15 protein-coding genes are annotated in these 15,471 nt (G+C 59.9%); all 15 read left to right on the forward strand.

The features are described from left to right. The first annotated feature begins 187 nt into the window (after positions 1-187). Entirely contained in the window at positions 188-3,337 is a 3,150-nt protein-coding gene (locus tag ETC00_RS01045) for a phosphodiester glycosidase family protein (protein WP_171564083.1), read from the forward strand. 146 nt (positions 3,338-3,483) lie between these two features. Continuing rightward, positions 3,484-4,875 (forward strand): adenosylmethionine--8-amino-7-oxononanoate transaminase, encoded by a 1,392-nt coding sequence (gene bioA, locus ETC00_RS01050; RefSeq protein WP_371808861.1) that lies wholly within the window; start codon positions 3,484-3,486, stop codon positions 4,873-4,875. A gap of 5 nt (positions 4,876-4,880) precedes the next feature. Beyond that, positions 4,881-5,624 carry a dethiobiotin synthase gene (bioD, locus tag ETC00_RS01055; RefSeq protein ID WP_171564085.1) on the forward strand — a complete coding sequence of 248 codons (744 nt, stop codon included), beginning with the start codon at positions 4,881-4,883 and terminating at the stop codon, positions 5,622-5,624. Next, a complete protein-coding gene (gene bioB / locus ETC00_RS01060) occupies positions 5,621-6,625 on the forward strand; it encodes a biotin synthase BioB (RefSeq protein ID WP_171564086.1) in 1,005 nt (334 codons plus the stop codon). The genes bioD and bioB overlap by 4 nt, the downstream gene beginning before the upstream one ends. Positions 6,626-6,630: 5 nt before the next feature. Then, entirely contained in the window at positions 6,631-7,830 is a 1,200-nt protein-coding gene (gene bioF / locus ETC00_RS01065; protein WP_171564087.1) for an 8-amino-7-oxononanoate synthase, read from the forward strand. Continuing rightward, positions 7,827-8,564, forward strand: a complete 738-nt coding sequence (locus tag ETC00_RS01070; RefSeq protein ID WP_171564089.1) for an alpha/beta fold hydrolase — start codon at positions 7,827-7,829, stop codon at positions 8,562-8,564. Before bioF ends, ETC00_RS01070 begins: the two co-directional genes overlap by 4 nt. Further along, the gene (gene bioC / locus ETC00_RS01075; RefSeq protein WP_171564091.1) at positions 8,530-9,414 is read left to right on the forward strand and encodes a malonyl-ACP O-methyltransferase BioC; all 885 of its coding nucleotides are present in this window, start codon (positions 8,530-8,532) and stop codon (positions 9,412-9,414) included. Before ETC00_RS01070 ends, bioC begins: the two co-directional genes overlap by 35 nt. Positions 9,415-9,451: 37 nt before the next feature. Next, positions 9,452-10,642: an acetyl-CoA C-acetyltransferase gene (locus ETC00_RS01080; RefSeq protein ID WP_171564093.1), complete on the forward strand. Its 1,191-nt coding sequence runs from the start codon at positions 9,452-9,454 to the stop codon at positions 10,640-10,642. 203 nt (positions 10,643-10,845) lie between these two features. Continuing rightward, the gene (locus ETC00_RS01085; RefSeq protein ID WP_230077507.1) at positions 10,846-11,055 is read left to right on the forward strand and encodes an AtpZ/AtpI family protein; all 210 of its coding nucleotides are present in this window, start codon (positions 10,846-10,848) and stop codon (positions 11,053-11,055) included. Between the two features lie 11 nt (positions 11,056-11,066). After that, positions 11,067-11,435, forward strand: coding sequence for an ATP synthase subunit I (locus ETC00_RS01090; RefSeq protein WP_171564094.1), 369 nt, complete (start codon positions 11,067-11,069; stop codon positions 11,433-11,435). A 76-nt stretch (positions 11,436-11,511) separates the two neighbouring features. Next, complete coding sequence (atpB, locus tag ETC00_RS01095) at positions 11,512-12,327, forward strand: F0F1 ATP synthase subunit A (RefSeq protein WP_171564096.1); 816 nt, start codon at positions 11,512-11,514, stop codon at positions 12,325-12,327. Positions 12,328-12,375: 48 nt separating this feature from the next. Next, positions 12,376-12,597 (forward strand): F0F1 ATP synthase subunit C, encoded by a 222-nt coding sequence (gene atpE / locus ETC00_RS01100; RefSeq protein ID WP_015893623.1) that lies wholly within the window; start codon positions 12,376-12,378, stop codon positions 12,595-12,597. Between the two features lie 261 nt (positions 12,598-12,858). Continuing rightward, positions 12,859-13,362 (forward strand): F0F1 ATP synthase subunit B, encoded by a 504-nt coding sequence (atpF, locus tag ETC00_RS01105; RefSeq protein WP_171564097.1) that lies wholly within the window; start codon positions 12,859-12,861, stop codon positions 13,360-13,362. Beyond that, positions 13,359-13,886 carry a F0F1 ATP synthase subunit delta gene (locus tag ETC00_RS01110; protein WP_171564099.1) on the forward strand — a complete coding sequence of 176 codons (528 nt, stop codon included), beginning with the start codon at positions 13,359-13,361 and terminating at the stop codon, positions 13,884-13,886. The genes atpF and ETC00_RS01110 overlap by 4 nt, the downstream gene beginning before the upstream one ends. Positions 13,887-13,916: 30 nt before the next feature. Next, complete coding sequence (atpA, locus tag ETC00_RS01115; protein WP_171564100.1) at positions 13,917-15,428, forward strand: F0F1 ATP synthase subunit alpha; 1,512 nt, start codon at positions 13,917-13,919, stop codon at positions 15,426-15,428. The last annotated feature ends 43 nt before the right edge of the window (positions 15,429-15,471 follow it).

Genomic DNA, 15,471 nt, shown 5'->3' on the forward strand with positions numbered 1-15,471 from the left:
TCAACGAGGAGGCGTTGGTCAAACGCCTCCTTTTTGCTGCCAGCAAAACGGCGGTGCAAACGGTCCCCGATGGTCGGTATTTCCAGCAAAGAAAGTGCCCCAAACGATGAAACTATCACCTTGCTCGTGCGTCTATTATGTTGCTGAGACAGTATGAAACAAGAGATATAGGAGAGGAGTTACCAACATGAGAGGGCGGAAGGTTGTCTCGCTTCTCACGGCTGCTGCGGTAGCGTGGGGAGCTTTTGTTCCGTTTGCGCCGGTTGCGGTCCAAGCGGCGCAGGCGAGAGCGGAAACAAGCCCCTTGCAGATGATGTGGGAGACCCCGATCGGGGAAGGGACTATGTTGCAGAAATACACGAAGTCGTTCGGAGGTCAGCAGATCACCATCATGGTGACCAAGGTGGACCTGAACAATCCCTACGTGGAGGTCAAGCCGGTCTACGGCACCAACGGCAAGCTGACCGAGCGGCAGACGGTTACCCAGATGGCTCGGGAGACCGGTGCTGTTGCCGCCATCAACGCCGACTTTTTCAACATGACCAAACGGGGGGCGCCGTTTGGCATCGTCATGAAGGACAAGCAGTTGATCTCGTCGATGGGGCACATCTCCTACTGGTACAGTCTGGGGATTACCAGCGACAAAAACGCGGCTATCGAAAAGTTCGGTTTTACCGGAAAAGTGACGGCACAAAACGGCAATTCGTTTCCGCTGCAGGGACTCAACAAGGAAGAATACAATCCCAGCGAAGGACGGAAAAGTCACGAGAACCAGTTGAACCTGTATACGCCGGCATTCGGCAAGACCAGTCTCGGAGCGATTGCCGGCTACAAGGACGTCGTCGAAGTGCTGTTTGTGGACAACGTGGCCAAGGAAGTGCGCATCAACCAACCCGGCTTTTACATACCGTACAACGGCTACGTGCTGTGGGGACACGGCGCGGCTGCCAACTTCCTGAAGCAAAACTTCCCGGTGGGGTCAAGGGCGACTGTCGAGTACCAGACGACGCCGCTCAATCAGGACTGGGTGCAGGCGGTGGGCGGAAACGTGCTGCTGGTCGATCAGGGCAAAGCGCTGTCCTCGTTCCCGGCCGACAAATCGATTCTCTCGATCAACGCCCGCACCGCTGTCGGCGTCTCCCGCGACGGCAAGACGCTGTACATGGTGACCGTGGACGCGAGCAAAGGCGTCTATCTGGATGAATTGGCCACAATCATGGCCGAACTGGGGTCCTGGCGGGCGGTGAACTTCGATGGCGGCGGTTCGACCACGATGGCCGTGCGCATGTTGGGCGAAACGCACGCCAGCCTGGCCAACCAGCCAAAAGACGGCGCGGAACGGCGGGTTCCGACCGGACTGGCCGTGTACAACACGGCGCCGCCGGGAGAACTGGCAGGTTTCCGGATCTTCGGCCCGACAGAGATGCTGATCGGTCAAACGGCGGAGTTTACGACCAAGGCGTACGACTCGCACTACCAGCCGTACGCAGTCAACCCGTCCACCATCGTCTGGGAGGCCGGGGACGCGGGCACGTTTAACGGACAGTACTTCACCCCGACCCGTTCGGGACAGGTATCGGTTACGGCGCGTGTGGGCAGCGTGGCCTCGAGCAGTGCGGTGCACGTCATTTCCGGCAGCGAGGTGCAGCAGATCGTCGTCTCGCCCAATCCGATCACCATCGCGCCCGGACAGACGCTTACCCTGGACGTGAAGATCAAGACGAAAAAGGGACAGCTGATCCAGGCGACCCCGCTCAGCGTCCAGACCAGCGTCAATTCGGCAGCGGCGACGGTCAACGACAAGCTGCAGCTCGTCGCGGGACAGGAACCGGGCAGCGGGACGCTGACCGTAACCTACGATGGCGTCACCACCAGTGTGCCGTTCGTCGTCGGGCAGTTTGAACAGCCGTGGCTTACCTTTGACAATCAAACAGGCATGCACCATGCGGCCGTACCGGCTTCGATCAACAACAGCGGATCGTTTACCGCGGTATCCGATCCGGTCTTCCGCACCCGCAAGGCAGCCAAGCTGCTCTACAACTTCTCCGGTGCGCCGGCGACCGACCTGCGCATCGCCTACGGCCGCGTTGCATCCCAGCCGGTGACCATACCGGGCAAACCGATCGGCCTGGGTCTGTGGGTGTATGGAGACAACAGCAAGCACTGGCTGCGTGCAGAGGTCATCGACGCCAACGGCAAGACCGTCTACGTCGATTTGGCCCAGTCAATCGACTGGAGCGGATGGAAGCAGGTCAAGGGGTACTTCCCGGCCAACGCAGCTTACCCGCTGAAGCTGAAGAGCATCTACGTCGTCGATCGCCCCGATGACGGCAACCGTCACGACCAAGGAACGCTGTACTTTGACGAGGTCTCCCTGCTCCTGCCGAGCACGGCCGGCAATCAGCCGACCGGCAGAGACATCGTGCCGGAGACGCCGGGCACCCTTTCCCTGGGCGCTGAACTGGACCTCGGCTATTCGTTCGTGCGCACGGCGTCTTTCCTGCAGTCGGCTTCGATCAAGGTCAATTCGATCGTGCAGCAGCAGCTCCCCGGTTACGTGCCGGCCGACTACTCGTTTACCATCAAGCCGGGCGCTCTGAAGGAAGGTCAAGAGGACCAAATCTCCACGTCGCCGGTGACGTTGACGCTGACGCCGAAACAGTGGCTGCCTGGCAAAGGCGTGGGCCTGCTGTACGTAAACGAGGCAAACAAGACGTTTGACCAGATCCCTGGCGCCGTCAATGCAAAGGGGCAGTGGGTGTACGAAGTGAACGCCTACGGCACGTACATCCCGTACTACATGGACGGCGGCGGCGTCGCCTTCACGGACATCGCCAACCACCCGGCCAAGGCGGAAATCACCTACATGGCACAAAGGGGCCTGGTGAAGGGATTGACGGAAACCACGTTTGGCCCCGAAGTCCCGCTGACCCGCGCCCAGTATGTCACACTGCTGGCTCGGACGTTCGAATGGGAGCTGCCGTCCTCGCCGAAGCTTGGCTTCAAGGACAAAATCCCGGCGTACGCACAAGGGGCGGTGCAGGTGGCGGTCTCCAAAGGGCTGGTCAAAGGGTATCCGGACAATACCTTCCGTCCTGATCAACCGGTGACCCGGGCGGAAGCGGCTGTGATCCTCGACCGCGTGCTGAAACAAAAGGGGACGACGTCCAAGGCGATCACCGACAAGCAGGCATGGCCCGCCTGGGCTGCCTCGTCGATTACCAACATCGTCGGGCTGGGGCTGATCGACCCGATCGGCAGCAGGTATGAGCCGAACAAGGCGACCACCCGTGCAGTTTGCGTCGTGGCGCTGTACCGGATTTTGCAGAAAAAATAATTGATCGGAATGTCGACGAAAGACCGAGTTCTTCCCGAGGGAAGACTCGGTCTTTTGTTCTGTTTTTGGCCGGGTCTTCAAAAATCCTTTGCAGAAATTTGTTAACTAAAATACAATTTTGGTTGACAAATTGCTTTCCAAATATTGTGCCGAAGGAGGGGACCCGGTTGTCACATCCACATACCTACGAAGAATTGGCACGAAAAAACAAACAGTACCTCTGGCATCCCTTCACGCAAATGAAGGACTACGTGGCGGAAGATCCGCTGATCATCGCGCGGGGCGAGGGGATCAAGCTGATTGACGTAAACGGCAAGGCCTATTACGACGGGTTTTCGTCCGTCTGGCTGAACGTTCACGGCCACAACGTGCCGGAGCTGAACCGGGCGATTGTCGAGCAGTTGGAGCAGGTGGCGCACTCCACCCTGCTGGGCATGGCCAATGTACCGTCCATTCTGCTGGCGGAGCAGCTTGTCGGCATTGCGCCCGACGGCTTGACCAAGGTGTTCTACTCCGACAGCGGAGCGACCGCCGTGGAGATCGCCTTGAAAATGGCGTTTCAGTACTGGCAGAACATTGGCGTCACCGGCAAGCGTTCCTTTATTACCATGAACAACGCCTACCACGGGGATACGATCGGCGCCGTCAGCGTCGGGGCGATTCCGCTGTACCACGAGGTGTACCGGCCGCTGCTCTTTTCCTCGTATACGATCCCGTACCCCTATCCATATCGTCACGAGGGAGAGCGGTCCGCCGTCGAAGAGACGCTTGCCAGTCTGGAGCGGCTGCTTATTGAGAAGGCGGACGAGATCGCCGCGCTGATCGTGGAGCCGATCGTCCAGGGGGCGGGCGGGATGATCATCATGCCCGACGGCTGCCTGAAGCAGATAGCCGATATGGCCCGGGCGTATGACGTGCTGCTGATCGCCGACGAAGTGGCTACCGGTTTTGGCCGCACCGGCAAGATGTTCGCCTGCGAGCACGAAGGCGTGACGCCGGACATCATGGCGGTGGCGAAAGGGATTACCGGCGGCTATTTGCCGGTAGCCGCGACGCTGACAACGGACCGGGTATACGACGCCTTTTACGCCGACTACGAGGAGCAGAAGACGTTTTTCCACGGTCATTCCTACACCGGCAATCCGCTCGGCTGCGCCGTCGCCCTGGCCAACTTGCGTCTGCTTAAAGAGCGGCGGATCGTCGAGGGAGTGGCGGAAAAATCGCGCCGTCTGGCGAAGCTGCTGGCGCCGCTGGCCGATTTTGACCACGTGGGAGAGGTGCGGCAAAAAGGCTTTATGGTCGGCATTGAACTGGTGCGGGACAAGCAGACCAAAGAGCCGTATCACTGGGATGAGCGGATCGGCGTCCGCGTCTGCCGACGGGCGCGGGAAAACGGGCTGCTGACCCGGCCGCTGGGCAACGTCGTCGTGCTGATTCCGCCGCTGGTCAGCACGGAGGACGAACTGGCGGAGATGGTGGGCATTCTGGCGGAAGCGATCGAGGACGTAACCGCGTCAGCCGCGGTCAAAGGAGCGTGACACAGATGGGAGACGAGTGCTTCGCCGGCTTGTTCGTCGCCGGCACCGACACCGGGGTGGGGAAAACAGTCGTGACGGGCGGACTGGCCGCTGCCCTGCGCGAGGACGGCCTGAATCTGGGGGTCTGGAAGCCGGTCCAATCGGGGGGAGAAACGGAAGAAGAGCGGGATTCGTACCGCCTGCGCACGCTTTCGGGTGTAGCCGACGCCTGCGAGGAGATCGCCCCGTTTTCCTTTGCCGCGCCGATGACCCCGCTGCTTGCCGCCGAGGCGGAGGGCGTCAGCCTTTCCCTGGAGACGATCATCGCGTCCGGCCGGCCGCTCAAGCGCCGGCACGATGCGCTGCTGGTGGAAGGAGCGGGCGGATTGGCGGTTCCCTTGACCGCAAGCGAGCTGATGATTGATCTGGCCGCCCGCCTCGGCATGCCGCTGCTGCTCGTGGGGCGCGCCGGTCTGGGGACGATCAACCACACCCTGCTGTCGGTGGAGTACGCCAGGCAGCGGGGCATCACGGTAGCGGGGGTCATCCTGAACGGCAGCCGTGCGGACAATGGCGACCAAAGCGTGGAAAGCAACGCGGCGATGATTGAACGTTTCGGCAATGTGCCCGTGCTCGGGCAGATACCCTGGTTGGAAGGGAACATGACCCGTGCCGGTGTGATCGAAGCGATACGCCGCCATGCCGATCTGGAGCGCATCCGCGGCTGGGTGGTAAAAAGCATGCTGCAAAAAGGAGAGGATTGCCGATGAATCGAATGGTGACGGCCGTAAACTGGGAGGATTACGCGGAAAAAGCGCTGGCCGGGGAGGGACTGACGCGGGAGGAGGCGCTGTCCGTGCTGCGGGCGGACGACGACGACATCCTGCCGCTCATGCACGCCGCTTTTCGCGTTCGAAAGCGCTACTACGGGAAAAAGGTAAAGCTGAACATGATCATCAACGCCAAGAGCGGGCTGTGTCCCGAAGACTGCGGCTACTGTTCGCAGTCGATCGTCTCCAGCGCGCCGATCCAAAAGTACACGCTGTTGAACAAGGAGACCCTCCTGGCAGGAGCGCGTGAGGCGCTGAACCGCAAGGCCGGCACCTACTGCATCGTCGCCTCCGGACGGGGCCCCACGGACAAGGAGCTGGAGCAGGTGATCGAGGCGGTCAGGGAGATTCGCGCCACCATGCCGCTGAAAATCTGTGCGTGTCTCGGCCTGTTGAGTGAGGAGCAAGCGGCCCGGCTGGCGGAGGCGGGCGTCCACCGCTACAACCACAACCTGAATACCAGCCGCGCCAACTACAGCAACATCACGTCGACCCATACCTACGATCAGCGCGTGGAAACGGTGGAAACCGTGAAGCAGTCGGGGATGTCCCCCTGCTCCGGGGTGATCATCGGCATGGGAGAAAGCGATGAGGAGGTCGTCGAGATGGCGTATGCGCTGCGCGAACTGGACGCCGATTCCATCCCGGTCAATTTCCTCAACGCGATTCCCGGCACACCGCTGGAAGGATACGGGCGGACGCCGGCCCTGCGTGCGCTCAAAGTGCTGGCGCTGTTCCGGTTTGTCTGTCCGACCAAGGAAATCCGCGTCGCAGGCGGGCGCGAGGTCAACCTGCGGACCCTGCAGCCGCTGGCCCTGTACGCGGCCAACTCCATTTTCGTCGGCGATTACCTGACCACGCCCGGCCAGGAGGTTGCGACCGACCATCAGATGATAGAAGATCTCGGCTTCGAGATTGAGCGCTGCGCGCTGCAGGAGTGAGGCGGATGAACGGAACCGTCTATTGCGACTGGATGGAAGCGGAGCTGGACGCGCTCCGGCAGCAGTCCCTGCACAGGTGCCTGCGCATTGTGGACGACCGCGGCGAGGAAGGGGGCAAATGGCTGACAGTTGGCGGCAGGAGGCTGTTTAACCTCTCCTCCAACGACTATCTGGGCCTGGCGGGCGATCCCCGGATCGCCGATGCTGCCCGTCAGGCGGCGGAACAATGGGGAGCGGGAGCAGCCGCCTCCCGGTTGATTTGCGGCAATCACCGCTGGTATGCCGATCTGGAAGAACGTCTGGCCGAATGGAAGCAGCGGGAAGCGGCGCTGGTCTTCGCCAACGGCTACATGGCCAATCTGGGGGTAATCGCCGCGCTGGTCGGGCGGGCGGACGCCGTGTTCAGCGACCGGCTGAACCACGCCAGCATTGTCGACGGCATCATTCTCAGCCGCGCCCGCCACTACCGCTACCGCCACAACGATCCGGAACACCTGGAGCACCTGTTGAAAAAGCACGCCGGACACCGCCGCGCCCTGATCGTCACCGATGCCGTCTTTTCCATGGACGGAGATGCGGCGCCGCTAAGTGAACTGGTGGAGCTCAAAGCGCGCTGCGGCGCGATGCTGATGGTGGACGAGGCGCATGCCGGCGGCGTGAGAGGCAGCAGGGGGCAGGGGCTGTGTCACGAACTGGGACTGCACGAGCAGGTGGATGTGATCATGGGCACCTTCAGCAAGGCGTTTGGCGTGTACGGCGCCTACGTCTGCGCCGACCGCGTGCTGATTGACTACCTGGTCACGAAGACGCGCCCGCTGATCTACTCCACCGCGCTGCCGCCGATGGTGGTGGCTGCCGTCCGCAAAGCGCTGGAAGTGGTGCAGGAGGAAGGCTGGCGCCGCACCCGGCTCAGGGAAAACAGCGCCTGGTTTCGCCGGCGGCTGCGGGCGTGCGGTTTTGCGATCGGAGAGGGCGACTCGCCGATCATCCCGTGGATCGTCGGCGACAACAGGCAGGCGCTCCGGTTGAGTCAACGTCTGGAGGAGCGGGGGATCGCCGCCGTCGCCATCCGCCCCCCGACCGTACCGGAAGGCACTGCCCGCATTCGTTTTTCTCTGATGGCGACGCATACGCGTGAGGAATTGGAGGAGGTTATTCGGCAGATGCAGTTGGCGGCGGGAGCAGGGGAGGTGGAGACGGGATGAAGGCGGCGATGCTGTGGTTGAACGGGTGGGGGATGTCCGACGAGGTGTGGTGCAGCATGCAGAGCCAGTTTCCGGAGTGTGCGCACACCGTCCCTGACCTGTCCGTGGCGGACCAGCCTGAAGCGTTTTACGAGATCGCCCGTCAGGCGGCATTATCGACTGCTTCCCTGCCGCTGATCGCGGTCGGCTGGTCGCTGGGCGGGATGCTGGCACAGCGGCTGGCAGCTGAGGGGTTGGCCGCAGGGCTGGTCTTGATCGGCACGATGGCCCGGTTTGTGCGTCCCCGCGAGGAGCGGCGGCTCGGCTGGCTGGACGCGCAGGTGCGGCGGATGGAGCGGGCGCTGTACGCGGATCGGACGGGCGTGATGCGGACGTTTTGGCAATCGATGTTTACGGCAGAGGAGCGGCAGCAGGCCGATTCGTCCGTCTCTGTATGCGACGCATGGCCCCTGTCGGCACTCGCGGCCGGATTGTCTTACATGCGGGAGGAAGACCTCCGTCCGCATCTCGGAAGCATCACCTGCCCGACGCTGGTGATTCACGGGACGGCCGACGGGATCTGCCCGTTTTCGGCAGGGGAGGAATTGGCCGCGAGCATACCGGCGGCCCGGCTGGAGGCAATCGTCGGGGGAGGTCACGCGCTGCCGCTCGTCCATTGTAATGCTGTAGCGGACGCAATCAAAAGGATGGTGGAACACAGTGTGGAAAGCAGCAGTCAGCAGACGGTTCAGTGAAAAGGCTGACACCTATGACCGGTACGCCCTGGTGCAGCGGGAGATGGCGGCGGAACTGGCGGCAGCGCTGGAGGCTGAGATGCCGCTGACGAACGAGGTTCGCCGGGTGGTGGAAGTAGGCTGCGGTACGGGCGGTTTGACCAGCCTGCTCCGCGATCGCTGCGGCAGTGCGGAGTACCTGGCGCTGGACATCGCGCCGGGCATGCTGGAAGCGGCGCGGCGGCGCCTTGGCCCGACCGGGCGGACGTGCCGGTTTGTGCTGGCCGACGTCGAGGAGTGGATCTGGAAGCAGGCGGAGCAGTGGGCCGATCTGATCGTCTCCAGCGCCTGTTTTCAATGGCTGCGGCAGCCGGAGAGGACGGCGGAGGGACTGTACCGGCTGCTGCGGCCGGGTGGCTCGCTGCTATTTGCCACCTTTGGGCCGCGGACGTTTTGGGAACTGCACGACTCGTTTTCATCGGCCTACCGCAACCTCCGGCGGGAGCCGCAGCGGCACGGGCTGTCATTTTGCACGCCGGACGAATGGCGGGCGATGCTGGATCGGGCCGGTTTTGCCGGCGTGCGGATACGTACCCGGGAGGTGCGGCTCCACTATCCGGACGTGCGTTCGTTTTTGCACGCGGTCAAGGGAATCGGCGCCAGCACCGGTCCGGCGTCGGACAGCGCCGGGTTGGGGCAGCGGCGGTTGCTGACGGAAATGATGGAGGCGTACCGGAGCCGTTTTGGCGGAGCGGAGGGCATTCCCGTCACGTACGAACTTGTCTATGTGGCGGCCGAACGGCAGGAGGGAAGGGAAAAATCGGTTGGTCCCAACCGGCAGGATATTTTGCGAAAAAAGGGAATTGTATGATGAAGACCTTCATGCTGTTTTCCAAGGAGTGATCCAGATGAGTCAGAAAGAGGTAGTGATTGTCAGCGCAGTGCGCACGGCCATCGGCAGTTTTCAGGGCTCGCTGTCCGGTGTCAGCGCGCCGCAGTTGGGAGCTGTCGTGCTGGAGGCGGCTTTGCAGCGGGCAGGCGTTGCGAAGGAAGCAGTGGACGAAGTAATCATGGGCAACGTGCTGCAGGCTGGACTGGGACAAAATCCGGCGCGCCAGGCGGCGATCCGCGCAGGACTGCCGCAGGAGACGCCGTCAATGACGATCAACAAGGTATGCGGCTCAGGATTGAAAGCGCTTCACCTGGCCACCCAGGCGATTCTCTGCGGCGATGCAGACGTGGTGCTGGCCGGTGGCATGGAGAACATGAGCCAGGCACCCTACCTGCTGGAAGGGGCCCGCAACGGCTACCGCATGGGCGACCAGAAAGTCGTCGACTCGATGATCCGCGACGGCTTGTGGTGTGCGTTCAACGATTATCACATGGGCATCACGGCGGAAAATCTTTGTGTCGAGTACGGGATTAGCCGGGAAGAGCAGGATGAATTTGCCGCCTGGAGTCAGGAAAAGGCGCAGCGCGCCCTGGCAGAGGGGCGTTTTCGCGACGAGATCGTGCCCGTGCCGATTCCGCAGAAAAAGGGAGACCCGGTCCTGTTTGAGGTGGATGAATTTCCTCGCGCCGGCGTGACGGTGGAATCGCTCGGCAAGCTGCGGCCGGCATTCAAAAAGGACGGAACGGTGACCGCGGGCAACGCGTCGGGTATCAACGACGGAGCGGCCGCCCTGTTGGTCATGTCCGGCGAAAAGGCGGCCGAGCTGGGTGTCAAGCCGCTGGCCCGGATCGTCGCCAACGCCAGCGCCGGTGTCAACCCGGGCATCATGGGCATCGGACCAGTACCGGCGACGCAGCGGGTGCTGAAAAAGGCAGGTCTCTCACTGGACGAGATCGATTTGATCGAGGCCAACGAGGCGTTCGCCGTCCAGTCGCTGGCAGTCGGAAAGGCGCTGGGCATCCCGCGCGACAAACTGAACGTAAACGGCGGTGCAATCGCCCTCGGACACCCGATCGGCGCCAGCGGAGCGCGCGTGCTGGTCACGCTGATTCACGAATTGCACAAGCGTTCAGGGGTAAAATATGGATTGGCGACGCTGTGCATCGGAGGCGGACAAGGAGTGGCCACAGTCGTCGAGAAACTGTAAGCGGACAGGCTTCAGTTTCATGCGCAAGGAGACGTACAACTTGTCGGTTTTTGTAAGAAATGGTTCGCCATTTTCAAATGTGAACGCTTTGTGTACAGAATAAACCGCACGTTGACAAAGGGAATAAATCTTCGTTAATATGGATGAGGGCAAAGGGGCACTTGACACCTGCCCTCTCCTTGTGTATGAAAGGGGGCGGTCCAGTGCCGAAAATTGATAATCCGTGGCGGGCCATCACGCTGGTCAGCCTGATCGGTGTCGATCTGGCCGTCTGCGTTATCGCAGGCGTCTATCTGGGCAGGTACGTCGACAACCTGCTCGCCACCAAACCGTGGTTTATGATGATCGGATTGCTCGCCGGATTGGGTATAGGCGTGTACAGTGTCTACCGCATAGTCCGCGGTTACCTGTAGGGAGATTGAACATGCATACGTTTACTTCGGCTATGCGAGCGGCTTTCCGCTATGCTTTTGTTTGTATGGCCCTGGTTGTGATACTCTGGGCCCTGTTGCCTCAGCATCGATTGTTTTTGCAAAGCCTCCTGCTCGGTATGGGCGGGAGTGTCCTCAGCGGCACGCTGCTGGTCAGCAAAACCTGGCGGATCGGCCAGATGGCTGTCGATCCGAATGTGCGGCCGAAAGGAACTGGCATGCTGCAGCGCCTTCTCGTGGCCGGATTTGCCGTCTTTATGACAATCCGCTTTCCCCATCTGTTTGTGCTTTCCGGCGTGCTGATCGGCCTTTTCCTCTTTCAAGTTCTAGGCTTCTTTTTTGTTTATCGCTCCTTCAAATAGATTGGATTGACAAGCATTTTTTTCGATCTGACTTTGTTGGTGCAACAGATTCGCACGGAAGAAAGGGGTGAATTACATGCATTACTCTTTGCGATTCAAATGGTTGGGTATGGTATTTGACATCTCGACCATCATTGCGATTGTGGTAACAGCCTTGATTGTGCTGTTCTTCTGCATCGGGATGACCCGCAACCTCACCTCTGGCGTTCCCGGAGGCAGGCAAAACGTGATGGAGTGGATTGTCGACTTCGTCACCGGTATCACCAAAAGCTACATCGAGCCGAAAAAGGCAGCCGGTTTTGTCTCGCTGGCGCTGACGCTGTTCCTCTACATCTTCATCGGGAACCAGTTGGGCCTTCTGTTCAACGTGAACACGGCGATTCACAACAATCCTGAGAAGAACCAGTATGTGAGCGATACCGTCAAAGACATGCTGACGGTCGCTACGACGGAAGAAGCCAAAAAGGAAAAGCTGGCGAAGCTGGAAGAGGAGATCAACGATCCTCACGGCCACGGCGCCTCCATCGGCTGGTGGAAATCGCCGACCGCCACTCCGAGCGTAACCTTTGCGCTGGCATTGGTGGTTCTTCTGTACGCCCACTACCTGGGGATGAAGAAAAGCTTTGGCGGCTGGCTCAAGCACACGTTTCTGAACCCGATTCACATCCTCGAAGAGTTCATCATCAAGCCGCTGACGCTTCCGTTGCGTCTATTCGGTAACATCTTCGCGGGCGAGGTTCTCATTGCGTTCCTGCTTGGCGTGGGGATCTTCGGCAGCATTCCGCTGTTCCTGTGGCTGGGCTACTCCGTATTCGTCGGCTCGGTCCAAGCCTTTATCTTCACCACGCTGGCGATGGTATACATTTCCCAACAAGTGAATGACCAACATTAATTCGCAGTAGATGTTTATTTTTCACAACACTAAGGAGGTATTTTTACAATGGAAGGTTTGGCTCTTGCAATCGGTATCGTATTTGGTCTGGCTGCTCTGGGTGCAGCGATCGGCAACTCCCTGGTAATTTCTCGTACAATTGAAGGCGTCGCTCGCCAACCGGAAGCACGCGGTAGCCTGATGGGTCTGATGTTCCTCGGTCTCGGTCTCGTCGAGGCGGTTCCGATTATCGCGGTTGCGATTGGTTTCATCCTCTTCGGTCGTCTGTAAGCGAGCGAACAATCGAAACGATAGGCGGGGGCTTGACCTTCGCCTCTATTTTGGTCAGTGGACGGTGTACACGTTTCCATTGACACCGGTGTCGGCTGAGTGTGGCGTCCCGTACGGCGCACCGCCGACACTCGCACATCTTGTGCGTAACATAGTGGCTTGCCTCGCCTGGTGCGCGGCGATGCCACGTTATTCTTGCGGAAACAAACGGCTGTACCCGTAGAGATACATTCTCCTGTGTGCAAGGAAGGAGTGAAACGAATGCTCGACTTTGGTGCCGTAGCCCTCGAATGGGGCTCGCTTTTAACCCAAGCTATCGTATTCCTGCTGCTGCTGCTGGCGGTTCGCAAGTTTGCCATGGGCCCGATCGTGGCAGTGATGGAAAAGCGTCGTCAGCATATTGAAAACGAAATCACCACGGCTGAGCGCAGCCGCAAAGAAGCGGAAGCACTGCTGGCCGAACAGCGCCGCGTGCTGGACGAAGCTCGCCTCGAAGCCAAATCGATCATCGACCGCGCGACGAAGCAAGCGTCCGATGAAGCAGCCAAAATCGTGGCTGACGCCCAAGCTGCTGCTGAACGCATGAAAGCGGACGCAAGCGCGGAACTGGCGCGTGAAGTGGAGAAAGCGAAGGCAGAACTGCGCGACCAAATGACCGGTCTGTCCGTACTGCTCGCATCCAAGATCATCGAGAAAGAACTGGATGAAGCGACGCAAAAAGCGACGATTGACAAATTCCTCGCTCAAGTGGGAGATCGCCTATGAGCGGCGCGGTAAGCAAGCGCTACGCTCGCGCGTTGTTTGAAGTAGCCAGCGAGCGTGGGAAGCTCGACCAGATTGAAGCGGATCTGAAAGCGGTCGTGGAAGCGATTGAACAGAACGCCGATCTGAGCAAGATTCTGCTCCACCCGCACATCGCGCGTGCGGCGAAAAAATCCCTGGCCGACGACCTGTTCAAACGCCATGTGAGCGAAGAAACGCACAACTTCCTCAATGTCCTGATCGACAACGGACGCGAGGGACAACTGTTGGAGGTCTACCGCTCCTTTGTGCGGATGGCCAACGAAGCCCGCGGCATCGCCGAAGCGACCGTGACCAGTGCCAAGCCGCTCAGTGACGAAGAACAGGCGGAGCTGGCGGAAAAGCTCGGACAAAAGCTGAACAAGAAGCTGCGCGTGCAAACCGTCGTGGACCCGTCCATTCTGGGCGGCATCGTCATCAAGATCGGCGACCGTCTGTACGACGGCAGCATCAAGACAAAACTGGAACACTTCGCGCATCAGCAATAAGATCGTTTGGATGAATGGGGTGAATATATAGTGAGTGCAATCAGACCAGAAGAAATTAGCTCCCTCATCAAAGAGCGGATTGCTAATTTTACATCTGAAATCGAAGTTGTGGACGTAGGCACGGTCATTCAGATCGGTGACGGTATCGCTCGCGTTCACGGTTTGGAAAAAGCCATGGCGGGGGAACTGCTCGAGTTCCAAAACGGCGTCATGGGTATGGTACTCAACTTGGAAGAAGACAACGTGGGTGTCGTTATTCTCGGTCCGTTCCGCGACATTAAAGAAGGCGACACGGTAAAACGCACCGGCCGCATCATGGAGGTGCCGGTGGGCGAAGCGCTGCTCGGCCGTGTGGTAAACCCGCTCGGTCAACCGCTCGACGGACTGGGCCCGATCAACACGACGGAATTCCGTCCGGTTGAAAGCCCGGCTCCTGGTGTTATGGCGCGTAAATCCGTTCACGAGCCGCTGCAAACCGGTATCAAGGCAATCGACGCGATGATTCCGATCGGTCGCGGTCAGCGCGAGCTGATCATCGGTGACCGTCAAACCGGTAAAACGGCTGTGGCGCTGGACACCATCATCAACCAAAAAGGCCAAAACATGATTTGTATCTACGTGGCAATCGGCCAAAAGCAATCGACCGTTGCCAACATCGTGGAAACCCTGCGCAAGCACGGTGCCCTGGAGTACACCATCGTGGTGTCCGCGACGGCGTCCGACCCGGCTCCGCTCCTGTTCCTGGCTCCGTACGCAGGCGTGTCCATGGGTGAATACTTCATGTACAAAGGACAGCACGTCCTCTGCGTGTACGACGACCTGTCCAAGCAAGCAGCGGCATACCGCGAAATGTCCCTCCTGCTCCGTCGTCCTCCGGGCCGCGAAGCGTATCCGGGTGACGTCTTCTACCTGCACTCCCGTCTGCTGGAGCGTGCTGCGAAGCTCTCCGACGAAATGGGTGCCGGTTCCCTGACTGCACTGCCGTTCATCGAAACGCAAGCGGGTGACATTTCCGCGTACATTCCGACCAACGTAATCTCCATCACCGACGGTCAGATCTTCCTGGAGACCGACCTGTTCAACTCCGGTCAACGCCCTGCGGTTAACACGGGTCTTTCCGTATCCCGCGTAGGTGGTGCGGCGCAAATCAAGGCAATGAAAAAAGTTGCCGGTCCGCTCAAGCTGGAGCTGGCCCAATACCGCGAGCTGGCAGCGTTTGCGCAGTTCGGTTCCGACCTGGACAAGGCGACGCAAGCCCGTCTGACCCGCGGTCAGCGCCTGATGGAAGTCATGAAGCAAAACCAATTCGATCCGATGCCGGTGGAGAAGCAGGTTGCCATCATCTACGCCGCAACCAAAGGCTATCTCGACGATATTCCGGTAGAGGATGTGCGCCGTTTCGAGAAGGAATTCCTCTCCTACCTCGATTCCAACAAGCCGCAACTGCTCGAACACATTCGCACGACCAAAGAGCTTCCGGATGAAAAAGACCTGAACGCAGCGATCGAAGAGTTCAAAAAAGGCTTTTCGGTTAGCCGCTAAGCGGATATAGATTGACATCTGTTGCATGCCGGCCGACTGCGGT

Origin of the sequence: Brevibacillus sp. MCWH (assembly GCF_013096935.1) — a bacterium.
Classification (GTDB): domain Bacteria; phylum Bacillota; class Bacilli; order Brevibacillales; family Brevibacillaceae; genus Brevibacillus; species Brevibacillus aydinogluensis.